This window comes from Pseudomonas sp. HTZ2 (assembly GCF_033173945.1).
Taxonomy (GTDB): domain Bacteria; phylum Pseudomonadota; class Gammaproteobacteria; order Pseudomonadales; family Pseudomonadaceae; genus Aquipseudomonas; species Aquipseudomonas guariconensis.
Genome location: NZ_CP137332.1, coordinates 4,100,121 through 4,123,649, shown reverse-complemented (window position 1 = coordinate 4,123,649; position 23,529 = coordinate 4,100,121). Strand labels below are relative to the sequence as shown.

The following is a 23,529-nucleotide window of genomic DNA, read 5'->3' as shown; positions in this document are numbered from 1 at the left end:
TGAGAACACCGCAGTGTCTGCCAGAGCGGGCTTCCCGCGAAGGGGCGCAACGCGGCCCCTACACCTCAAAGCGCCTCCAACTCCGCCATCAGGTCACTGAGCCGGTCGACCTTGCCCTCATCCAGCGCGCTGCCCTCCAGCGCTCGCACGTATTCGGCCAATGCCTCCACCGTGTTGCACTCGAACATCGCCCGCAGCGGCACATTCAGTTGCAACTGTTGTTGCACACGCGAGGCGATCTGGGTTGCCAACAATGAATGCCCGCCCAACTCGAAGAAGTTGTCGTGCACCCCCACGCGCTCGACCTTGAGCACATCGGCCCAGATCCCCGCTAGCTTGTGCTCCAGCTCGTCGCGGGGCGCCAGGTAGTCCTGGCTGTGCTGCGCGCCGATGTCGATCGCAGGCAGGGCCTTGCGGTCGAGCTTGCCGTTGGCGTTGTGGGGCAGGTTCGCCAGCCAGGCCCAGTGCAGCGGCACCATGTATTCCGGCAACTCGGCGCGCAGACGCGACTTGAGCTGCTCCAACAGCACGGCATCGGCCGCCACGCCCTGATGCGCCACCAGATAGCCGACCAAGTGCTTGCCGTTGATGCCTTCCTGTACGCCCACCGCCGCATCGCGAATCTCGACCTGCTCATGCAGACGGGCTTCGATCTCACCCAGCTCGATGCGGTAGCCGCGGATCTTCACCTGGTGGTCGATCCGGCCCACGTACTCGAGCACACCATCGACCCGGCGCCGTGCCAAGTCGCCCGTGCGGTACAGACGCTCGCCTGGGGCACCGTAGGGGTGAGGGATGAAAGCCAGCGCCGTGCGCAGCGGGTCCCCCACATAGCCACGCCCCACGCCGGTACCGGCCACGCACAACTCGCCCACCGCTCCCAAGGGCACCAGCGCCTGGGTCTCGTCGAGCAAGTACAGTCGGTTGTTATCGGTCGGCGTGCCAATCGGCAGGTAGCTGCCGCGGGTAGATGCAGCATCGACCCGGAAGAACGCCACATCGTCCGAGCACTCCGCCGGGCCATAGGCGTTGACCAGCCCGATGTGCGGATAGCGTTGCAACCATTGGGCGGCCAGCTCCGGAGGCATGGCCTCACCGGTTGGCAGCATCCAGCGCAGGCCCTCGAGTGCCCGCTGCTCGCTGGCGAGCATGCCCTGGATCAGCGAAGGCACACTCTCGAGCACCGTGATGCCAGTGGCCTGCACGTGCGCCAGCAGGCCTTGTGGGTCGTGGGCGATGGCGTTCGGCACGATCTGCACCCGGGCGCCGAACAAGGGCGCTGCGAGGAACTGCCACACCGAAATATCGAAGCTCTGGGACGCGGTCTGGGCGATCACGTCGTGCTCGTCCAACTCCAGGTACGGCACCTTGCTCAACTGGTTGTTGAGCATGCCGCGTTGCTCGACCATCACCCCCTTGGGCAGGCCGGTGGAGCCGGAGGTGTAGATCACGTAGGCCAGGTTGTTGGGCGCGCTGTAGATGCCTGGGTTGTGACTGGCCATGGCACTGGCTTGCACCTGCTCCCATACCAGCAGCGTCGGCCTGGCGACCCCGGAGATCTCGTCGAGCAACTGACGCGCCTGCTCGGCGCACGCCGCCGTGCACACCAGCACCGGCGTGCGGCTGAGTTCGACGATGCGCTGCAGGCGCGCAGGCGGCAGGCCCGGGTCCAGCGGCAGATAACCACCGCCGGCCTTGAAGCAACCGACGATCATGCCCAGCAGCGGCAGACCACGCTCGGCGAGCAGCGCCACCGGCTGATCGACGGCCACGCCCGCGGCGATCAAGGCATGGCCCAGGCGGTTGGCCACAAGGTTCAGCCCGGCGTAATCGCAGGACGCGTCCAGGCAGCGAGCGACCGTGCGCTCAGGGTGCGCGGCGACCCGCGCCTCGAACAGCTCGACATAGCTCTGCTCCAGCGCATAGGCGTGTTCGGTGCGGTTGCAGTCTTCCAGCAGGAAGCGTTGCTCGGCTTCGCCAAGCAACGGCAGTTCGGCCACATCACCGTCAAAGCCGTCTACAAGCGCCAGCAGCAGGCGCTTGAACTCGGCCAACAAGCGCTCGACGGTGGCGAAGTCGAAGTAACGCTGGTCGAACGACAGGTGCAGGCCCAAGTCGTCGCCCGGGTAGCACACCGCCGTGAGCGGGAAGTTGGTGTGGGTACGGCCCGAATCGGAGCTGGCGTTCAATTGCTGGGCATGGTCCAGCACGGCGGTTTCCACCGGGGCGTTCTCGAACACGAACAGGCTGTCGAACAGTGGCTGGCCCTTGGGCAGTTCGCTGCACTCCTGGATCGCTACCAGCGGCAGGTACTCGTACTCGCGCAGTTCCATATTGCGCTCAAGCAGGCTTTGCAACCATTGCCCCACGCGCTGACGCTGGCCCGGCTCGGGCAGTCGCACACGCAGGGCAATACTGTTGATGAACAGGCCTACAGTGCGCTGCATCTGCGGCAGGCTGACCGGGCGGCCGGCCACGGTGACGCCGAAGACCACGTCGCGCTCGCCGCTGTAGCGGGCCAGCACCAGCGCCCAGGCCGCCTGGGCGAAGGTGTTGATGGTCAACTGATGGGCCTGGGCCAGCTCGCGCAGTCGCACGCCGTCGCGCACGTCCAGGCGGGTGTAGCAGTCGCCGACGATCATGCCGTTGCCCGCATGGTCATGGCGCAGCGGCCGGTCGCTAGGGATGGCCGTGGCGCGCTCGAAGCCTGCCAGGTTGCGCTGCCACCACTGGCGCGCCTCACCCAGGTCCTGGCGTTGCAGCCAGCCGATGTAGTCGCGGTAGCGCGGCGGCACCGGCAACTGAGCGGCGCGCCCCTCGCCCAGGGCCTGGTAGAGCGCGAAGAAATCGTTCATCAGCAACGAACGGCACCAGGCATCGATGAGGATGTGGTGGTTGCTCATCATGAACCAGTAGCGGTCGTCAGCAACCCGTACCAGCCGCAGGTGGAAAGGAGCCTCGCGCAGCAGGTCGAAGCCGGCTTCGCGCTCCTGCTTGTGCAGCGCTTGCAGGCGCGCCTCCTGGGCCGCGTCGTCAAGACCGCGCCAGTCTTGGTAGTCCAGCGGCGTCTTGCCTGGTTTGTGGATGATCTGCAGCATCGCTTCGCCGGCGTTCCAGCTGAACGATGCTCGCAGGGCCTCGTGGCGCGCCACCACGGCCTGCCAGGCCTGGGCGAAGCGCTCGTGATCCAGGGCGCTGTGGATGCGGTAGCGGTCTTGCATGTAATAGATGCCTGTGCCCGGTTCCAGCAAGGTGTGCAGCAGCAGGCCTTCCTGCATGGGCGTGAGCGGGTAGACATCCTCGATCTGCGCTGCCGGTACCGGCAAGGCGTCGATCTGCGCCTGGGTCAGGCGAGCCAGCGGGAAATCCGAAGGCGTGAAACTGCCGGTGCCGTCGGTCAGGCAATGGCCGACCAAGGCCAGCAGCTCCTGGCGATAGGCCTCGGCCAACGCGGCGATGGTCGCCTCGTCATAGCGCTCGGTGCTGAAGGTCCAACGCAGTTGCAGGGCACCGCCATACACCTGGCCATCGACGCTGAGCCAATTGGGCAGCGGCGCATCCAGGTCATGGGCCAGGCCTGCCGGCGCATCCAGCGGCTGGAACAGCGCGGCACTGTCGAACTGCTGGTCGAATTGACCCAGGTAATTGAAGGTGATGCGCGCCTGGGGCAAGGCGGCCATGGCTTCGCGCCCGGTGGTGTCGGCCAGGTAGCGCAGCACACCATATCCCAGCCCCTTGTGCGGCACCTGGCGCAGTTGTTCCTTGATGCCCTTGATGGCCGCGGCGACGTCCTGTTCGGTGTCGCCCAGTTGCGGCGTCAGGCACAGCGGATAGGCATTGGTGAACCAGCCGACGCTGCGGGTCAGGTCCATGTCCTCGAACAGGCCGTCACGACCATGGCCTTCCAGTTGCACCAGTACCTGGCTGTCACCGCTCCAGCGGCACAGGGTGCGCGCCAGGGCGGTGAGCAGCAAGTCATTGACCTGGGTCCGGTAGGCCGCAGGTGCCTGTTGCAGCAACTGGCGGGTCTGCTCCTCGTCCAGGCCGATGGCCAAGGTACGGGCATGGCGGTGCAGGTTGCCGCCCCGGGGATGATCGCAGGGCAGTTCGCGACGGGCAGTACCGAGCTGATCCTGCCACCAGCCAAGCTCGTCACGCAGCGAGTCGCTGCCGGCATAGCTGACCAGGCGCGCGGCCCAGTCAGCCATGGCGTGGGTCTTGGCCGCCAGTGGCTGGCCGCGGTAGAGCGCCTGCAGGTCCTCGAGCAACACGCGCCAGGACACACCGTCCACCACCAGGTGATGGATCGCCAGCAGCAAGCGCTGGGCGCCCTGCCCGTCGGTCACCAGCAGCGCACGCAGCAATGGGCCTTCGGCAAGGTCCAGGCTGCGCTGTACATCGGTGTACAGCGCCTGGCAATTCTCGAAACCCGCCACGGTGGCGACCCACAGTAATTGCTGACCCGGCGATTGGACGTACTCGGCCTGCCAATGCCCGTTGGCCTGGGTAAAGCGCAGGCGCAGGCTGTCGTGATGCGCCACCAGCGCCGCCAGGGCATGCTCCAGCGCCTGAGTCTGCAACGGCTGACGGACCTCCAGCAGCACGGCCTGATTCCAGTGTTGAGGGTGAACGATCTCGCTGTCGAAGAACCATCGCTGGATTGGCGTCAGGGCGCTGCTGCCCTGCCGAGCGCCCTGCTCGATGCCGCTTTGCGCCTCGCTACGGCTGACCACGGCGGCGAGCGCCTGGACAGTCTGGTGTTGGAACAGATCGCGCGGGGTGAACTGCAAGCCCAACTGGCGGGCGCGACTGACCACCTGAATCGACAAAATCGAGTCGCCCCCCAATTCGAAGAAGTTGTCCTGCACACCGATGCGGGCAACGTTGAGCACCTCTTGCCAGACCTGCGCCAGTTGCTGCTCCAGTTCGTTGGCCGGCGCCTGATAGTGCTGGCGTGCCTGCTCGATGTCCGGCGCCGGCAAGGCGCGGCGATCGAGCTTGCCGTTGCCCATCAGCGGCAGGCTGCTCAGCAGCACCAGGTGCGCAGGCACCATGTAATCCGGCAGGTGCTGCCGGGCATGGGCCTTGACCGCCTCGCGCAGGGCCGCCTGGGTGTCGGCGTCAGCGCTGGCTTGCGGGCAGACCAGATAGCCCACCAATTGCTTGCCCCCCGGCAGGTCCAGGGCGACGACCACGGCTTCATCGACAGCGGCATGGCCCTGCAGCTGGCTTTCGATCTCGCCCAGTTCGATACGGAAACCACGGATTTTCACCTGCTGATCGGCACGCCCCACATACTCGACCAGACCATCGGCGCGCAGGCGCACCAAATCCCCTGTGCGGTACAGACGACCGCCCTCCTGACTGAACGGGTCGGCGACGAAGCGCTCAGCCGACAGCCCCGGACGATCGTGATACCCCTGGGCAAGACCGGCGCCCCCAATGTACAGCTCACCGATGCCGCCCTGAGGCAGTAACGCCAGGTCATCATCCAGAACGTAAGCCGTGCGCGCCCCGATCACCCGGCCGATCGGCACGCTGCCCGCATCCGCCGGCAACTGCTGCGGCGCAAGGCAGGCCAGCGGCATGACCACGGTTTCAGTCGGCCCGTAGGCGTTGAAGAACTGCTGTGGCAGGAATGCCTGGCGGATTCGCTGCAGATGCTCCCCGGTCAATGCTTCGCCCCCGGTGATCACCAGGCGCACCGGCAACTGCTCGTGCTGCCCGAGCAGGTACTGGGCCAACTGGCTACCGTAACTGGGGGTAAAGCCCAGGATGCTCACCTGCTGCGCGCGCACCAGCTGGCAGATCTCTTCGGCCCCCCACTGGCCCTGGCCACGCAGCACCACCCGAGCGCCGCACAACAGCGGCGCCAGCAGGCGCTCAGTGGCGGCGTCGAAGTTGATCGAATAGAAGTGCAACTCGCAGTCGTCGCTGCGCATGCCGAAGGCCGCGATCACCGCCTGGCAATGCATGGCGATTTCGCCATGGCTGACCACCACACCCTTTGGCTGGCCGGTGGAGCCTGAGGTGTAGATCAGGTAGGCCTGATGCTGCGGCAGGTTGAGGTTGTCCAGTGGCGCATCGCTGTAATGCGCAAGCGACGCGGCATCGTCTTCCAGGCACCATTGGGCCACGCCTTCAGGCAGCCCCCCTATGGCATCGAACAGAGCACGCTGCCCGAGCAGCAGGCCGAGTCGGCTGTCCTCGATCATGTAGCGCAAGCGGTCGAGGGGATACTCCGGGTCCAGCGGCACATAGGCACCGCCGGCCTTGAGGATGGCAAGCAAGCCCACGACCATTTCCAGCGAACGCTCCAGGGCAAGGCCCACCCGCACCTGCGGCCCGACGCCACGTTCACGCAGGGCGCGGGCCAGGCGGTTGGCCTGCTGGTCCAGTTCAGCGTAGGTCAGGTGCTGGCCGGCGAAGGTCAGCGCCCGGGCCTGAGGGCTGCGCGAAGCCTGCAAGGCGAACAGGCCATGCAGGGTCTGGTCGAGCTCGAGGCCTTGCTCACCCTGCAACTGGCCGACCAGCGCGTGCTGCTCAGCGTTGCTGAGCATCGGCAGCTCGCACAGGCGCGAGCCCGGGGCATCGATCAGGCCGACCAACAATTGCTGCCAGTGCTCAGCCATGCGGGCGATGCGCGGCTCGTCGAACAGGTCACGGCTGTAGGTCAGGCAACAGCCCAGGCGACCGTCCAGGTCAGTCACCTCCAGGTAAAGGTCGAATTTGGTCGCACTGGCGTCGTTGACCAGGTAATCCACGCTCATGCCCGCCAGTTCGCGGCTTTGCTGGAAGGCCCAGCGCTGGACATTGCACATCACCTGGAACAACGGGTTGTAGGCGCTACTGCGCGGGGGCTGCAAGGCCTCCACCAGCTGGTCGAATGGCAGGTCCTGGTGCGACTGGCCATCGATCACGGTGCGACGGACCTGTTCGAGCAATTGGCTGCCGGTCATTTGCCCATCGAGCTCGCAACGCAGCACCTGGGTGTTGAGGAAGGCGCCAATCAGCCCTTCGCTTTCCGGGCGGATACGGTTGGCCATCGGCGCGCCGATGCGCAGGTCGCGCTGACCGCTATGGCGGTGCAGCAAGGCGGCCAGGGTGGCGGTCATGGTCATGAACAAGGTCAAGCCATGCTGGCTGTTGAAGGCATGCACACGTTCGACCAGCGCGGGGTCGAGGTCGAAGCGGTACAGCTCGCCACGATGGCTCTGTACGGCCGGACGCGGACGGTCCGAAGGCAGCGCCAGCACCGGATGCTCGTGCCCCAGGCGGGCTTTCCAGTAGGCCAGTTGGCGGGCTGCTTCTCCGCTTTCGAGCCACTGGCGCTGCCAGACGCTGTAATCGAGGTACTGCACCGGCAGCGGCGCCAGGGGCGACTCGCGCTCATCGACGAAGGCCTCGTACAGCTCGCCCAGCTCACGGGCGAAGATGTCCATGGCCCAGCCTTCGGTGACAATGTGGTGCAGGGTCAGCACGAAGTAGTGTTCGCGCTCACCGGTCTTGACCAGGCAGGCGCGCAGCAACGGGCCGCGCGCCAGGTCGAACGGCAGGTGCGCCTGCTCATCGGCCAGTAGCTGCAAGCGCTGCTGGCGATCTTCGCCCTGGAGCGCGGAAAAATCATGCCACTGCACACGCAGCGGGCTGTCTTCGGCCACGCACTGATATGGCACGCCGTCGATCTCAGGGAAGGTCGTGCGCAGGGTCTCATGGCGCACGACCAGGGCCTGCAAGGCCCGCTCGAAGGCATCCACATGCAACACGCCGCCCAGGCGCGCCATACCGCCGACGTTGTAGGCCGGGCTCTCCGGCGCCATCTGCCACAGCACCCACATGCGCTGCTGCGAATACGACAGCGGCACTGCCTGGCGCCGATCGACCCGCTCGATGACGCCTTGCCGGTTGTGCTCGCCGGCGGCCTGAATGCGCTCGATCTCGGCGCAGAAGGCGCCCAGTTCGCTGGCCTCGAACAAGGCCTTGAGCGGCAGCTCGACGTCGAGCGCCTGGCGGGTACGCGAGACGATCTGGGTGGCGAGCAGCGAGTGGCCACCGAGGGCGAAGAAGTCATCCAGAAGACCGACCCGCGGCAGATTCAGCACCTCACGCCAGATCGCCGCCACCTGTTTCTGCACAGCGCTTTGCGGCTCGACATGACCGCGTTGCTGCCAGACCGGTGCCGGCAGTGCCTTGCGATCAACCTTGCCGCTCGGCCCTAGGGGCATCTGTGCCAGGTGAATCAGTTGCGCCGGCACCATGTAGGTCGGCAGGCGCTCGCCCAAGGCCGCGAGCAGCGCCTCGGACTGTTCGACACCGCTGTAGTAGCCGACCAGCTGCGCACCGACGGCATCGGGGTGGACCAGCACCAAGGCCTGGTCGACGCCCGGCTCGGCCAACAGGCAGGCCTGGACCTCCTGGGGCTCGACACGAAATCCTCGCACCTTGACCTGTTGATCGAGGCGGCCGAGGTATTCCAAGGCTTGCTGCGGCACCAGCCAGCGGGCACGGTCGCCGCTGCGGTACAGGCGCTCGCCGTTGCCATCGGGCTGGGGCACGAAGCGTTCGGCGGTCAGCCCAGGACGGCCCAGGTAACCACGGGCCAGTCCCGCGCCGCCCAGGCACAACTCGCCCGGTACGCCCGGCGCGGTCAGTTCCAGCTCGTCATCCAGCACTCGGCACAGCACGTTGCCCAGCGGCCGGCCGATCGGCGAGCGTTCGCCATCCTGCGTCTGGCAATGCCAGTGGGTGACGTTGATGGCGGTCTCGGTCGGGCCATAGCGGTTGTGCAACTGCACCTGCGGCAAGACTTGCAGCACGCGGTCACGCAGGTGCGCCGACAGCGCCTCGCCGCCGGAGAACACCCGGCGCAGGCTGGTACAGCTCGCCGCCAGCGGCTCCTGGACAAACACCTGCAGCAACGGCGGGACGAAATGCAGCGTGGTCACGCCATGGGCCTGCACCAGCTCGGCGATACGCCGCGGGTCGCGGTGCTCGCCAGGGCCGGCCAGTACCAGCGTGCACCCCTGGATCAACGGCCAGAAGCACTCCCACACCGATACGTCGAAGCTGATCGGTGCCTTCTGCATCAGCACGTCGCTGTCGTCCAGCGCGTAGGTGCCCTGCATCCATTGCAAGCGCTCAGCCAACGCGGCATGGGTGTTGCCCACGCCCTTGGGCTGGCCGGTGGAGCCTGAGGTGTAGATCACATAGGCCAGGTTGTCGCCGTCCAGGTGCAGGCCTGGGGCATGGCTCGGCCAGCTGTCCAAATGCAGCTGGTCCAAAGCAATGGCACTGACGCCCTGGACCTGCGGCAGGCGTTCGAGCGTGGCGCTGTGGCTGAGCAGCAGTGCGGCGCCACAGTCGCTGAGCATGTAAGCCAGGCGCTCGGCTGGGTAGTCGACATCCAGCGGCACATAGGCGCCACCGGCCTTGAGGATGGCCAACAGACCGATCATCAACTGTGGCGAGCGTTCCAGGGCGATGGCCACGCGGGTGTCCGGGCCGACGCCCTTGTCACGCAGGTAGTGGGCCAGGCGATTGGCCTGCTGGTGCAGGCTGGCGTAGTCGAGACTGCCACCTTCCCACACCAGCGCCGTACGCTCCGGTGTGCGTTGGCCCTGGTCGGTCAGTTGCTCGACCACCAGGCGCTGGGCGCTCGGCCCAGGCGCCTGCCCCCAAGCCAGCAGTTGCGCATGGCCTGCGTCGTCGAGCAAGCGCACCTCGCCCAGCACGCGCTGCGGGCAGGCGCAGACTTGCTCGAGCAGGGTCAGCAGGTGCCTGGCCAGACGTTCGATGGTATCGGCCTCGAACAGCTCGGCGGCATAGTCGAACGCCAGACTCAAACGCCCCTGGTGATCCTGCTCGCTGTGCAATTGCAGGTCGAACTTGGCCTCGCGGCTATGCCAGGGCAATTCTTCGGCGAGCAGACCAGGCAGGCGGCGCAGCGCCGAAAGATCACGCTGCTGATGATTGAACATCACCTGGAACAGCCCCTGCTCGCGGGCATCTGGCAGCGCCTCGAGCAATTGCTCGAACGGCAAGTCCTGGTTGGCCTGGGCCAGCAGTGTGGCCTGGCGCACCTGGGCCAGTAACTGATTGAACGGCAGGCGGCCATGGAGTTCGGCGCGCAGCACTTGGGTATTGATGAAAAAGCCCACCATGCCCTGGGTTTCCAGGCGCGGGCGGTTGGCGTTGGGCACACCGACGCGGATATCGCCCTGACCGGTGTACCGGTGCAACAGGCCTTGCCAGGCGGCCAGCAGGACCATGAACAGGCTAGCCTGCTGCTCGCGGGCCAACGTGTCCAGGGCAGTGGCCAGCGTGGCGGGCACCTTCACGCTCAGACGCGCGGCGCGATGGGTGCGCTCAGTGGCGCGCGGATGGTCGGTGCACAGGTCGAGCACCGGCAATTCATCGCCCAGTTGCGCCTTCCAGTGGTTCAACTGCCGCTCACCTTCGCCGCCGGCCAACCATTGGCGCTGCCAATGACCATAGTCGGCGTAGCCCAGCGGCAGGGGCGCCAGGTTGGCCTGAAGGCCTTGGCAATGGGCGGCGTACAGCTTGGCGAATTCGTCGAGCAGGATGTTCAACGACCAGCCATCGGCAACGATGTGGTGCAGGGTTACCCAGAGCTGGTGGTCCTCATCGCCCAGGCGCGCCAGCGTGACGCGCAGCAGCGGTCCTTGGGTGAGGTCGAACGGCTGCCGCGCCTCGGCCTCGCGACAGGCCAGGACCTGCTCGGCGTCCGCCCCTTGCAGATCCGTGCGGTGCAGCTCGAAGGTCGCCTCGGGCAAGACCTGCTGCATGGCCTGGCCGTCGACCTCGCAAAAATGCGTACGCAAGGACTCGTGACGTGCCACCAGCGCCTGGAAGCTCGCCTGCAGCGCCGACTCGTCCAACTCACCCCGCAGGTGCAAACCGGCAGGGATGTTATAGGCCGCCGACTCCGGCGCCAGCTGCCACAGTAGCCACAGACGGTTCTGCGCCAGCGATTGCGGCAGAGCCTTGCCACGCCCCAGAGCATCGATGGCCGCGGACGCGGTGCCACCTTCGGCCAGGCTCGCTGCCACCGCAGTGCTGTAATCGGCCAGGGTCGGCGACTCGAACAGCGTGCTCAGGCTCAGGCCAACACCCAGTGCGTCCGCCAGGCGAGCGGTCGCGTGGGTGGCGGCGATGGAGTTGCCGCCCAGCAGCAGGAAATGATCGTCCGGTGCCACCGTTTCGACCTTGAGCACCTCACGCCAGATGGCCGCGATGCGCTCCTGCAGCTCACCACCTATCGCCTGCGCAGCCACAGGCGCTTCGACAGTCGGAAAACGTGCATAGCAGTCCAGGCTGCCATCGGCCATGCGCAGGCGGCAGGCCGAGCGCTGGAGCTTGCCACTGGAGGTCTTGGGCAAGGCGCCGGGGTTGAGCAGCAGTACCACCGCAGGTGCCTGGCGGCAGGCATCGGCAATGACCTGGCGCACAGTACGGATCAGGTCCTGAGGTTTGATGACCTTCTGCACGTTGCGGCTGATCTCCACCGCCACGCCGATACCCTCTTCCTCCTGGTCGTCCACGGCGAATACCGCGACACGGCCTTTACGCAGCCCTTCGACCTCGCGTTCAAGGGTCTTTTCCAAGTCCTGTGGGTAGAGGTTCTGGCCCCGAACGATGAGCATGTCTTTCAGGCGCCCGGTGACGATCACCTCGCCATCACGCATGAAGCCCAGGTCCCCGGTGCGCAGCCAGGTCTGGCCGTCCTGCTCGACAAAGGTGCGTGCGGTGGCCTCTGGGTTGCGCCAATAGCCCTGCGCGATGCTCGGCCCTGCAGCCCACACTTCGCCGATGCGGTTATCGCCCAACACCGCCAGGCGCTGCGGGTCGACGATGCGCACGGCGTGGCCGGGCTGCGGATAGCCACAGCTCATCAGTACACTGCCCTGGCCAGGTTCGGCGCGATTGGCGGCGAGCGCCTCGGCGTCCAGGGCCATGGCAGCGATGCCCTGGCCCCGGCGGCTACCGCTGACGAACAGCGTCGCCTCGGCCAGGCCGTAGCTGGCAAAGAAGCTGCTCGCCTCGAATCCACATGCACTGAACTTGTCCGCGAAGGTCTGCAGGCTGTCCTGGCGAATCGGCTCGGACCCTGAATACGCCACCCGCCAACGGCTCAGGTCCAGGCCAGCCAGGGCCGCCTCGCTGACCCGCTCGCTACACAGGCGGTAGGCGAAATCCGGACCACCGCTGATGGTGCCGCCATAGTCGCTGATCGCCTGCAGCCAGCGCTGTGGCCGGGCAAGGAAATAGCCCGGCGACATCAGCACGCAGGGCACGCCGCTGAAGATCGGTTGCAAGAGCCCGCCGATCAGGCCCATGTCGTGATACAGCGGCAACCAGCTGACGATCACGTCGTCCGGGTTCAGGTCGATGCCAAAGCCCTGACGGATCAGTTGCTCGTTGGCCACCAGGTTGCCATGGCTGACCTGCACGCCCTTGGGCAAGGCAGTCGAGCCGGAGGTGTATTGCAAGAAGGCAATGTGCTCACCGGTCAGCACCGGCTCGCGCCAGTCGGCCGCCAGCGCCGGGTCCAGACAGTCCACGGCCAGCAGGCCAGGGGCGCCCTGCTGCGCCAGGGCATCGAGGCCCTGCAAGCTGTCGCGCAAGGCGTCGACGGTGAGCAGCAGGCGCGGCTGGGCATCGTCGATGATCGATAGCAGACGCTCCTGGTGATGGCGCCGCGAAGATTCCGGCGGATACGCCGGCACGGCAATGACCCCGGCGTACAGGCAACCGAAGAACGCCGCCACGTAGTCCGGGCCACTGGGAAACAGCAGTACCGCCCGGTCGCCAAAATCGGTACGCGCCTGCAGCGCCGCGGCAATGGCCCTCGCTCGCAGATCCAGCTCCTGATAGCTGAGCACGGCCTGCTCGCTGGGATCATCGGCCAGAAAGCGCAAGGCGATCCGGTCGGGGGTCCGCGTGGCGCGCTGCGCCAGGGCGTGGACCAACGAGAGCGGGAGTTCGAAGGCGTCCATCATGGGGAGTTCCTGCCAGTGTCTGGATAAGTCGTGCCGACGCTGCGCCGCGAGACAGGCGCAAAGCGTTCGACAGCCGGATGTACACAGGGGAACGGATGGGCGGGGCAAATAATTAAACCGCTTGGCAGCGGCAGACAAAGCAGACGAGAGGCGAAAGGGGCCGATTTCAACGGTCGAGGCTTAGAACGCAAACGCCACGCTACTAATTACTTTTCGCATTTGACAATCATTATCATTGTGAATAATTTGTCGCTCGTCGTAGGAAGCGTCCCACACAGACGCCTTCCCCTTCCCTTCAGCGTCCAGGTGATTTCCATGGCGGAACAACTATCCACAAGTAAGTGCGATTCACCACTGCTCCAGGCATTCGTCGACAACCGCAGCATCCTGGTCAAGATCGCGGCCCGCATCACCGGCTGCCGTTCACGCGCCGAAGATGTGGTGCAGGATGCCTTCTTCCGACTCAGCGCCGCGCCGCAGATCACCTCGTCGTTCAAGGCCCAGCTCAGCTACCTGTTCCAGATCGTGCGCAACCTGGCCATCGATCACTACCGCAAGCAGGCCATGGAGCAGAAGTATTCCGGCAGTGAAGAAGAAGGCCTGAACGTCGTCCTGCAGAACGCCTCGCCCGAAACCACCCACATCAACCTCGCCACCCTCGAGCACATCGCCGAGGCCCTCGGAGAGTTGCCCCAGCGCACCCGTTACGCCTTCGAGATGTATCGCCTGCATGGCGTGCCGCAGAAAGACATCGCTAAGGAACTTGGGGTGTCGCCGACGCTGGTCAACTTCATGATCCGCGATGCCCTGATCCATTGCCGCAAGCACACCCGCCAGGCCTGAACCCGATGGGGCCGCTGTGCGGCCCCACCGGGTTCAGGACAGTGAGCAGCGGTCGAAGAACCGCTCCCGCGCCAAGATCATCAACGCCGCCCGTTTGTGCGGAAAATCGAACTCTTTTTCGCAATGGAAGCACTGATCGTGCATGTAGCCGATCATCTTGCCGTTGTCGGCACGCGGCTCGGCGACCACCCGCTGGGTCCGCGGATCGTCCAAGAACAAATAGTGCACCAGCGCCGACAGCCAACTGGCTACCTTGTGCGGACCGCGATGGGCCTGCTCGCCCACCAGCATATGGATACCCCGGTCGTAGTCGTCCGCCGGATAGAACGGCGCGATGCGGTCCTCCTTGGCCCAGTAGGCCTCGAAGTAGGCAAAGGGCTGGTCATCGAAGCAGCCGATCAAGGTAAGGGTATGCGGGTCGGCCTGAAGCTTGGTCAGGTATTGGCGATGCTGTTCGAGCGTGCCGCCTTCCTGCCAGAACTGCAGCACACGTGCATCGTTCTGCCAGCGATTGAAGCGTTCCAGGTCCTGTTCGATTTCAAGCGTGCGCAGCGACACCCAGGCCCCCAGGCGCGCATCGAATCGCCGGTACACCTCACCTCGGGGCTTGGGTGCACGACGAGGATGGCGCTTGCCATCGCTGATCTGCATTTGCTGCGGATAAGCGCCGGCTTGCGCATCGCCCAGCCAGGGCTGCGGCAGTTGCCAGAACATCGCTCGCTCGCACAGGTACAACCCTGGCTGGTCACCGGGCACCAGCAGGCCGCTGGCCAAGGCCGAATCCACTGGATGCGGGCAATGCCAGACCAGGCGCTGGCGCGCTGGATCCCGCGAGAGCAGCCAGTAGCAGGCTGCCCACAGCGCTTGCGCGGGGCGCGCTTGGCACACCTGCTCGAGGTGGACGTGCAGCGGCTCGCCTGGGGTCAGGCGAACCCGGATCAACGCTTGCCCCTCAAGGGTCAGGCTCAACCGGCAATCGTTTTCATCGGCGCTGAGACTGCGCCAACGCGGCAGGGAAAGGGGCTGCGAATCGGCATCGAACGGCATGGTCATGGCTCACGGCATTGAAATGAAGGCTCAATCCGATAGACGTGACGGGCATTAGGGAATTTAGTGGCCGCTCGGCGCCACGACGTTGATCCGATAGGGCTGGAAGATGCGCAGCAATTCGCCGCTCGCGCGCAGCCGATCGAGCAAGGCGGCGAATGTCCGGGCATCGATCGGCGCGCCTGGTCGCACCATCGCATAGTGGTGATAGACCTGATCGACCCGCTCGGAGGCCATCAGCTGCGCCCGGCTGTCCGGGTTTCGCGCCATGAAGTCGGCTAGAAACGATCGCGTCGCCAGGGCAATGTCGACACGTCCACGCTGCACCATCAGCAAGTTGCTGTCGTGGGAGTAGGTCAGCGTGGCGCTGAAGTTCTGGCTCAGATAGCGAGGGTCGGAATTGAAGTCGGCAAAGGCGTAGTGATAGCCGTGGAACAATGCCAGGCGTTTGCCTTGCAGGCTGCTGAAATAGTGCTGGTCTCGCCCGGCCTGTTGGCGTGCGACGAACACTTCGGCATCTTCCAGGCCCACGTCTACGCTTTCGTGGGGAACCTGTTCCCAGCCCCATTTGGGATTCTCGAATATCGCGATGTCCGTGCGCCCTTGCTGGAAATCGCCAAAACGCCGAGGAATCGACGTGGGAACCTGCACGAAGTGGTAGCTGTGCTGTTGCTGGTTGAGGGCTTTGAGCAATTGCGGCAACAGGCCGTTGTCAGCGCCCTGCTCGGGACGCACGGTATAGGGCGGAAAATGCGCCGCCCCGACCCTCACCTCGACAACCGCTTGCGCCGACGCAGGCAGCGCCATCCACACTGCGGCGAGTATCAACAAGGAAGACAAGGCCTTCGAGCCGGTCACGGAAGTCAAAAGCAGACACTCATCACGGTTTGTGAATGGATTCAACTAAGCTAGGCGCTTTCCCGCCAGGGCACAACCTTCTGCGATGTCAAAACAGCAGCATTGTGCCAGGGGATGCCCTTGGGCCTCAGATTGGCTACGCTCTAGCGACCACGCAGGGGACTGCGTCTTGCACGGGAGCCCGGTATGGGGCATTGGCTGGTGATTGACCTGGAAGCGACCACCGATGACGGTGGCTGGCCCGTCACGGAGATGGAAATCATTGAAATCGGGGCGAGCCTGGTGACACGCGAAGGTCGCGAGATCGATCACTTCCAGCGCTTCGTGCGGCCCAGGCGGCGACCACAGCTGACCCCCTTCTGCCGTGAGTTGACCCATATCACCCAGGCCAGTGTCGACGGCGCAGCCTCCTTTACCGAGGTCTGGGCGCAGTTCGAGCGCTGGCTCGGCCATCATCAGGGGCAGTTGCAGGCCTGGGTCAGCTGGGGCGACTACGACCGCCAGCAGCTGCAACAGGAATGGAAACAGCACCAGCTCACCAGCCTGCTGCAGGCCCTGCCCCACATCAACCTTAAACAGCGCTTTGCCAAGGCCCGCCAACTGCAGCGCCCGATGGGGCTGAACAGCGCCCTGCAACTGGCCGGCCTGCAGTTCGCCGGCCAGCAGCATCGCGCCCTGGAAGACGCCCGCAACACTGCGCGGTTACTTCCGTTGAGCCTGCCGGCCAGCGGCACCTGAATTCAGATGACGAGGTGTTGGGGCTTGGGCATACTGGCCAGCCTTTTTTCCTCCCTTTTTTCAGGAGTCGCTCCATGTTCAAGGTCAATGAGTACTTCGATGGCACCGTCAAGTCGATCGCCTTCACGGGCGAGGAAGGTGCAGCTACCGTGGGTGTCATGGCGCCGGGCGAATACGAGTTCGGCACGGCCAAGCGGGAAATCATGCACGTGGTGTCCGGCGCGCTGACCGTGAAGCTGCCGGGGAGCGATAACTGGGAAGTCTTCAAGGCGGGGAGCCAGTTCAATGTGCCTGCGGACAGCAAGTTCCAGCTGAAGGTGGCGGTGGATACAGCTTACCTGTGTGAGTATCGCGACTGAGCTCTTCTTGGATAGTGTGATTATCCGTTTCTGGTGGTGACGCCACCGACGCTTTTCGCCTTTGCGGCGACTACTGTTGCTGTTGGGCAAAAGTAGGTCGCCGCAATGGCGCAAAGGTGACCAAGCGGCGCACATCAGACGGATCAGCCACAAACCTCAAACCAACACCACTACCTCATCAAAAACGCAGCAACCCGCTCAGCCGCCACCTGCAGATGCCCCTCATGCGTCAAACCCGACGCCTTCAGCGGCTTCAAGTCATGATCCGCTGCCGCCAACCAACACAACTCGATCGCAGGCGACAACACATACCCCGCCACCGCCTCCCGGTTCCCCAGGGCATCGCGCTCGCCCTGGACGATGAGCGTAGGCGTGCGCAATCCCGCCAGATGCTCGACCCGGGGTTTTTCCGGCTTGCCCACCGCATAGAACGGATACCCCAAGCAAACCAAGGCATCGGCCCCCAGCTCATCGGCCAGCAGGCTCGCCATGCGCCCGCCCATGGACTTGCCGCCAATGGCCAACGGCCCCGCGACCAATAGTCGCACCTGCCGATACACCTCGCGCCAGCAGTCGAGCAGCACCTTCTGTGGGTTGGGCGGCCGCTTGCCGCCGCCCTCACGACGTTGGGCCATGTAGGGGAACTCGAAGCGGATCACGCCTACCCCTTGCGCTGCCAGCCTTTGCGCCATGTCCTCCAGAAAGTCGCTGTCCATCGGCGCCCCCGCGCCGTGGGCCAGGATCAGGCAGCCCTTGTAGTCCTGATCCCCCCGAATTCTCGGAGGATCGCAGCGCAAGCCTGGGATATTTCCCACCTGCGCCCATTGATCCCCGTCAATACCGGCAATGTGCCCATTACTCATGCTTGCCTCGCTATCTAGCCTGCCTATAACCGTGGATGGGAACCCATACATGAACACAACCAGCAGTACCGCCTATAACTACAAGGTGGTCCGCCAATTCGCCATCATGACGGTGGTGTGGGGAATCGTCGGGATGGGGCTCGGCGTTTTCATTGCCGCGCAACTCGTCTGGCCCTCCCTGAACTTCGACCTTCCCTGGACCAGCTTCGGCCGCCTGCGACCGCTGCACACCAATGCGGTGATCTTCGCCTTCGGCGGCTGTGCCTTGTTCGCCACTTCCTATTATTCGGTGCAACGCACCTGCCAGACCACCCTGTTCGCCCCCACCCTGGCGGCGTTCACCTTCTGGGGCTGGCAGCTGGTGATCCTGCTGGCGGCCATCAGCCTGCCGCTGGGCTTCACCAGTTCCAAGGAATACGCCGAACTGGAATGGCCCATCGACATCCTGATCACCATCGTCTGGGTCGCCTACGCCGTGGTGTTCTTCGGTACGCTGATCAAGCGCAACACCAAACACATCTACGTCGGTAACTGGTTCTATGGCGGCTTCATCCTGACCGTGGCGATGCTGCATATCGTCAACAATCTGGAAATGCCCGTCAGCCTGACCAAGTCCTACTCGATCTATGCCGGCGCCACCGATGCAATGGTCCAGTGGTGGTATGGCCACAACGCCGTGGGCTTCTTCCTGACCGCAGGCTTCCTGGGGATGATGTACTACTACGTGCCCAAGCAGGCCGAGCGCCCGGTGTATTCCTATCGGCTGTCGATCGTCCACTTCTGGGCGCTGATCACCCTGTACATCTGGGCAGGCCCGCACCATCTGCACTACACCGCCTTGCCCGACTGGGCGCAGTCGCTGGGCATGATCATGTCGCTGATCCTGCTGGCGCCGAGCTGGGGCGGGATGATCAACGGCATGATGACCCTCTCCGGCGCCTGGCACAAACTGCGCAGCGACCCGATCTTGCGCTTCCTGGTGGTCTCGCTGGCCTTCTACGGCATGTCCACCTTCGAAGGCCCGATGATGGCCATCAAGACCGTCAATGCCCTCTCCCACTACACCGACTGGACTATCGGCCACGTCCACGCCGGCGCCCTCGGCTGGGTCGCGATGATCTCCATCGGCGCGCTGTACCACACCATTCCCAAGGTGTTCGGCAAGGAGCGCATGTACAGCATTGGCCTGATCAACGCCCACTTCTGGCTGGCGACCATCGGCACCGTGCTGTACATCGCCTCGATGTGGGTCAACGGCATCGCCCAGGGCCTGATGTGGCGCGCGGTCAACGCCGACGGCACGCTCACCTACTCCTTCGTCGAGACGCTGGTGGCCAGCCATCCTGGCTTCATCGTCCGCTTCGTCGGCGGCGCGATCTTCCTCAGCGGAATGTTGCTGATGGCCTGGAACACCTGGCGCACCGTGCGCGCACCGGCCACCGACGCCGCCCCTGCGAACGCCCAGCTGGCCTGAGGAGACACGCCTGATGAAACATGAAGTCATCGAAAAGAACGTAGGCCTGCTGGCTTTGCTGATGGTCTTTGCCGTCAGCATCGGCGGCCTGACCCAGATCGTCCCGCTGTTCTTCCAGGACGTCACCAACAAGCCGGTCGAAGGCATGAAGCCCTACACCGCCCTGCAGCTCGAAGGCCGCGACATCTACATCCGTGAAGGCTGCGTTGGCTGCCACTCGCAGATGATCCGTCCGTTCCGCGCCGAGACCGAGCGCTACGGCCACTACTCGGTGGCTGGCGAGAGCGTCTGGGACCACCCGTTCCTGTGGGGCTCCAAGCGCACCGGTCCGGACCTGGCCCGCGTCGGTGGCCGCTACTCCGACGACTGGCACCGCGCGCACCTGTACAACCCGCGCAACGTGGTGCCCGAATCGAAGATGCCGTCCTACCCGTGGCTGGTCGCGCAAAAGGTCGACAACAGTCACACCGACACCAAGATGCGCACCCTACGCACCCTGGGCGTGCCCTACACCGACGAAGACATCGCCGGTGCCCGCGACGCGGTCAAGGGCAAGACCGAGATGGATGCCCTGGTGGCCTACCTGCAGGTGCTGGGCACCGCGATCAAGAACAAGAGGTAACGATGGAACTGTCACTGGATATCGGCATGATCCGCGGCCTGGGCACCTTGGTGGTGATGATCGCCTTCATCGGCCTGAGCCTGTGGGTCTTCAACCGCCGCCGCGACCGTGATTTCGCCGAAGCGCGCCTGCTGCCCTTCGTCGATGACCGCCTGCCCCCTGCCGGGCAGGAACCTGCCATGAGGAATAATCGGTAATGACCACCTTCTGGAGTACCTACATCAGTGTACTGACCATCGGCAGCCTGATTGGCCTGACCTGGCTGCTGCTCGGCACCCGCAAGGGCCAGAGCAACAACACCACCGACCAGACCATGGGCCACAGCTTCGATGGCATCGAGGAGTATGACAACCCGCTGCCCAAGTGGTGGTTCTGGCTGTTCGTCGGCACCCTGGTGTTCGCGGTGGGCTACCTCATCCTCTATCCGGGTCTGGGTAACTGGAAAGGCATCCTGCCGGGCTACGAGAATGGTTGGACCCAGGTCAATGAATGGCAAAAGGAAATGGACAAGGCCGACGCCAAGTTCGGGCCGATCTTCGCCAAGTTCGCCGCCATGCCGGTCGAAGAAGTCGCCAAGGATCCGCAAGCCCTGAAGATGGGTGGCCGCCTGTTCGCCTCCAACTGCTCGGTGTGCCACGGCTCCGACGCCAAGGGCGCCTACGGCTTCCCCAACCTGACCGACAAGGACTGGCGCTGGGGCGGGGAGCCTGAAACCATCAAGGCGTCGATCATGGACGGTCGCCATGGCGTGATGCCAGGCTGGTCCGAAGTGATCGGTGAACAGGGCGTGGCCGACGTGGCTGCCTTCGTGCTCACCAACCTCGATGGCCGTACCCTCCCTGAAGGCGCCAAGGCCGACCCGGTCAAAGGTCAGGAGATCTTCGCGGCCAACTGCGTGGCCTGCCACGGTCCTGAGGGCAAGGGCACCCCGGCGATGGGCGCGCCCAACCTGACCCACCCGCAGGCGTTCATCTACGGCTCGAGTTTCGCCCAGCTGCAGCAGACCATCCGCTACGGCCGTCAGGGCCAGATGCCGGCCCAGCGCGAAATCCAGGGCAACGACAAGGTGCATCTGCTGGCAGCCTATGTGTACAGCCTGTCGCAGGATGACGCGTCCGAAACCGTGACTGCCAAGTAACACCCTTCGCGGGTAAACCCGCCCCCACAGGAACAGCGCCGATCCTTGTGGGAGCGGGTTCACCCGCGAATATCCCGCCCAAGCACCAGGACAAGCGACGTCCGCCAAGGGCTGCGCTCCGCCCTCCCCGCCTCATCCCTCCTTGCACCCCCTCTGAACAGAACTAAGCTTGTTGCCACAGTGGCCTCGCTTATAGCGAACCCACATGGCGCGGCGCATGGCCTGACTCCGCGCACCGGCTTTTGCGGGTCGATCGAACAGATTTCGGTAGACGTCCCTTCTTACCGGAGCCCTGCAGAAAAAGCTTGACCGATCGATCAGAAAAAGGCGAAAAACGGTACACATTACAAACATTTATTTGTGTACAATCACCCAGCCCCTAAACCGCGGGACGGTGGTGGAAAGGGCCTGGACACGGGTCGGCGTCATGATCCTTGCATTGCCATAACCCTGGTGGTTATCGATACTGGCGCCGATTTTCGACCAACAAGAACACCCAAAACCGTGGAACCTTAGAATGAGCACTGCAATCAGTCCGACTGCTTATAACTATAAGGTCGTCCGCCAGTTCGCCATCATGACGGTGGTCTGGGGGATCCTTGGCATGGGCCTCGGCGTCTTCATTGCCTCGCAACTGGTATGGCCCCAGCTCAACCTGGACCTGCCATGGACGAGCTTCGGCCGCCTTCGCCCGCTGCACACCAACCTGGTGATCTTCGCCTTCGGAGGTTGCGCGCTGTTCGCCACTTCCTACTACGTCGTGCAGCGCACCTGCCAGACTCGGCTGATCTCCGACAGCATGGCCGCGTTCACCTTCTGGGGTTGGCAGGCAGTGATCGTCGGCGCGCTGGTCACCCTGCCGATGGGCTACACCACCACCAAGGAATACGCCGAGCTCGAGTGGCCGCTGGCGATTCTGCTGGCCATCGTCTGGGTCACCTACGGCCTGGTGTTCTTCGGCACCATCGTCAAGCGCAAGACCAAGCACATCTATGTCGGCAACTGGTTCTACGGTGCGTTCATCGTTGTCACGGCGATGCTGCACATCGTCAACCACATGTCCTTGCCGGTCAGCCTGTTCAAGTCGTACTCGGCCTACTCCGGCGCCACCGATGCAATGATCCAGTGGTGGTACGGGCACAACGCTGTGGGCTTCTTCCTGACCACGGGCTTCCTGGGGATGATGTACTACTTCGTGCCCAAGCAGGCCGAGCGTCCGATCTACTCCTATCGCCTGTCGATCGTCCACTTCTGGGCACTGATCACCCTGTACATCTGGGCAGGCCCGCACCATCTGCACTACACCGCGCTGCCTGACTGGGCGCAGTCGCTGGGCATGGTGATGTCGATCATCCTCCTGGCCCCGAGCTGGGGCGGCATGATCAACGGCATGATGACCCTCTCCGGTGCGTGGCACAAACTGCGCACCGACCCGATCTTGCGGTTCCTGGTGGTCTCGCTGGCCTTCTATGGCATGTCCACCTTCGAAGGCCCGATGATGGCCATCAAGACCGTCAACTCGCTGTCGCACTACACCGACTGGACCATCGGCCACGTCCACGCCGGCGCCCTCGGTTGGGTCGCGATGATCTCCATCGGTGCCGTGTATCACATGATCCCGCGCCTCTACGGTCGCCAGCAGATGCACAGCGTCGGCCTGATCAACGCCCACTTCTGGCTGGCGACCATCGGTACCGTGCTGTACATCGCCTCGATGTGGGTCAACGGCATTACCCAGGGCCTGATGTGGCGCGCCATCAACGACGACGGCACCCTCACCTATTCCTTCGTCGAAGCCCTCCAGGCCAGCCATCCGGGTTATATCGTCCGCGCCCTGGGCGGTGCGTTCTTCGCCTCCGGCATGCTGCTGATGGCCTACAACGTCTACCGCACTGTCCGCGCCGCGAAGCCGGCCGAGGCTGAGGAAGCCGCCAAGATCGTCGTCGTGGGAGCTCACTGATGAAGCACGAAGCAGTCGAGAAGAATATCGGCCTATTGGCCTTCTTCATGGTCATCGCCGTCAGCATCGGCGGCCTGACCCAGATCGTCCCGCTGTTCTTCCAGGACGTCACCAACAAGCCCGTCGAAGGCATGAAGCCGCGTACCGCGCTGGAGCTCGAGGGTCGCGACATCTACATCCGCGAAGGCTGCGTCGGCTGCCACTCGCAGATGATCCGTCCGTTCCGCGCCGAGACCGAGCGCTACGGCCATTACTCGGTGGCCGGCGAGAGTGTCTGGGATCATCCGTTCCTGTGGGGCTCCAAGCGCACCGGCCCGGACCTGGCGCGTGTGGGCGGTCGCTACTCCGATGACTGGCACCGCGCGCACCTGTACAACCCGCGCAACGTCGTGCCCGAGTCGAAGATGCCCTCCTACCCCTGGCTGGTGGAAAACAAGCTCGATGGCAAGGACACGCCGAAGAAAATGGAAGTCCTGCGCACCCTGGGCGTGCCCTACACCGACGAGGACATTGCCGGCGCCCGCGACGCGGTCAAGGGCAAGACCGAGATGGACGCCCTCGTGGCGTACCTGCAAGGCCTCGGCACCATCATCAAGAGCAAGCGGTGA

13 protein-coding genes are annotated in these 23,529 nt (G+C 64.5%); 9 read left to right on the top strand and 4 right to left on the bottom strand.

Going from position 1 to position 23,529, the window contains the following annotated elements; translation table 11 throughout:
• Positions 1-65: 65 nt before the first annotated feature.
• Entirely contained in the window at positions 66-13,019 is a 12,954-nt protein-coding gene (locus R6G97_RS19075; protein WP_317847367.1) for a non-ribosomal peptide synthetase, read from the bottom strand.
• A gap of 315 nt (positions 13,020-13,334) precedes the next feature.
• On the opposite strand from R6G97_RS19075, the gene R6G97_RS19070 reads away from it, so the two are divergent.
• A complete protein-coding gene (locus R6G97_RS19070) occupies positions 13,335-13,862 on the top strand; it encodes an RNA polymerase factor sigma-70 (protein ID WP_043212316.1) in 528 nt (175 codons plus the stop codon).
• A gap of 33 nt (positions 13,863-13,895) precedes the next feature.
• Here the strand turns inward: R6G97_RS19070 and R6G97_RS19065 are convergent, their stop codons facing one another.
• Positions 13,896-14,909, bottom strand: a complete 1,014-nt coding sequence (locus R6G97_RS19065) for a GNAT family N-acetyltransferase (protein ID WP_317848168.1) — start codon at positions 14,907-14,909, stop codon at positions 13,896-13,898.
• A gap of 63 nt (positions 14,910-14,972) precedes the next feature.
• Positions 14,973-15,716, bottom strand: coding sequence for a substrate-binding periplasmic protein (locus tag R6G97_RS19060; RefSeq protein WP_442800218.1), 744 nt, complete (start codon positions 15,714-15,716; stop codon positions 14,973-14,975).
• A 237-nt stretch (positions 15,717-15,953) separates the two neighbouring features.
• Here R6G97_RS19060 and R6G97_RS19055 point away from each other — a divergent pair, with 237 nt between their 5' ends.
• Complete coding sequence (locus tag R6G97_RS19055; RefSeq protein ID WP_043212313.1) at positions 15,954-16,505, top strand: exonuclease domain-containing protein; 552 nt, start codon at positions 15,954-15,956, stop codon at positions 16,503-16,505.
• A gap of 74 nt (positions 16,506-16,579) precedes the next feature.
• Positions 16,580-16,864: a pyrimidine/purine nucleoside phosphorylase gene (ppnP, locus tag R6G97_RS19050; protein WP_317847365.1), complete on the top strand. Its 285-nt coding sequence runs from the start codon at positions 16,580-16,582 to the stop codon at positions 16,862-16,864.
• Positions 16,865-17,034: 170 nt separating this feature from the next.
• On the opposite strand, the gene R6G97_RS19045 is transcribed toward ppnP, so the two are convergent.
• A complete protein-coding gene (locus R6G97_RS19045) occupies positions 17,035-17,727 on the bottom strand; it encodes an alpha/beta family hydrolase (RefSeq protein ID WP_043212341.1) in 693 nt (230 codons plus the stop codon).
• A gap of 49 nt (positions 17,728-17,776) precedes the next feature.
• Here R6G97_RS19045 and ccoN (R6G97_RS19040) point away from each other — a divergent pair, with 49 nt between their 5' ends.
• The 6 genes from ccoN (R6G97_RS19040) to ccoO (R6G97_RS19015) all read left to right on the top strand — a co-directional run bounded on the left by ccoN (R6G97_RS19040) (position 17,777) and on the right by ccoO (R6G97_RS19015) (position 23,529).
• Positions 17,777-19,201: a cytochrome-c oxidase, cbb3-type subunit I gene (ccoN, locus tag R6G97_RS19040; protein WP_317847364.1), complete on the top strand. Its 1,425-nt coding sequence runs from the start codon at positions 17,777-17,779 to the stop codon at positions 19,199-19,201.
• A 13-nt stretch (positions 19,202-19,214) separates the two neighbouring features.
• Positions 19,215-19,823, top strand: a complete 609-nt coding sequence (gene ccoO, locus R6G97_RS19035) for a cytochrome-c oxidase, cbb3-type subunit II (protein ID WP_043212308.1) — start codon at positions 19,215-19,217, stop codon at positions 19,821-19,823.
• Between the two features lie 8 nt (positions 19,824-19,831).
• A complete protein-coding gene (locus R6G97_RS19030; RefSeq protein ID WP_043212339.1) occupies positions 19,832-20,020 on the top strand; it encodes a cbb3-type cytochrome oxidase subunit 3 in 189 nt (62 codons plus the stop codon).
• Positions 20,020-20,961: a cytochrome-c oxidase, cbb3-type subunit III gene (gene ccoP / locus R6G97_RS19025; protein ID WP_043212306.1), complete on the top strand. Its 942-nt coding sequence runs from the start codon at positions 20,020-20,022 to the stop codon at positions 20,959-20,961. The genes R6G97_RS19030 and ccoP overlap by 1 nt, the downstream gene beginning before the upstream one ends.
• A gap of 517 nt (positions 20,962-21,478) precedes the next feature.
• The gene (gene ccoN, locus R6G97_RS19020) at positions 21,479-22,921 is read left to right on the top strand and encodes a cytochrome-c oxidase, cbb3-type subunit I (RefSeq protein ID WP_090345947.1); all 1,443 of its coding nucleotides are present in this window, start codon (positions 21,479-21,481) and stop codon (positions 22,919-22,921) included.
• On the top strand, positions 22,921-23,529 hold the full coding sequence (ccoO, locus tag R6G97_RS19015) for a cytochrome-c oxidase, cbb3-type subunit II (RefSeq protein WP_043212301.1): 609 nt from the start codon (positions 22,921-22,923) through the stop codon (positions 23,527-23,529). Before ccoN (R6G97_RS19020) ends, ccoO (R6G97_RS19015) begins: the two co-directional genes overlap by 1 nt.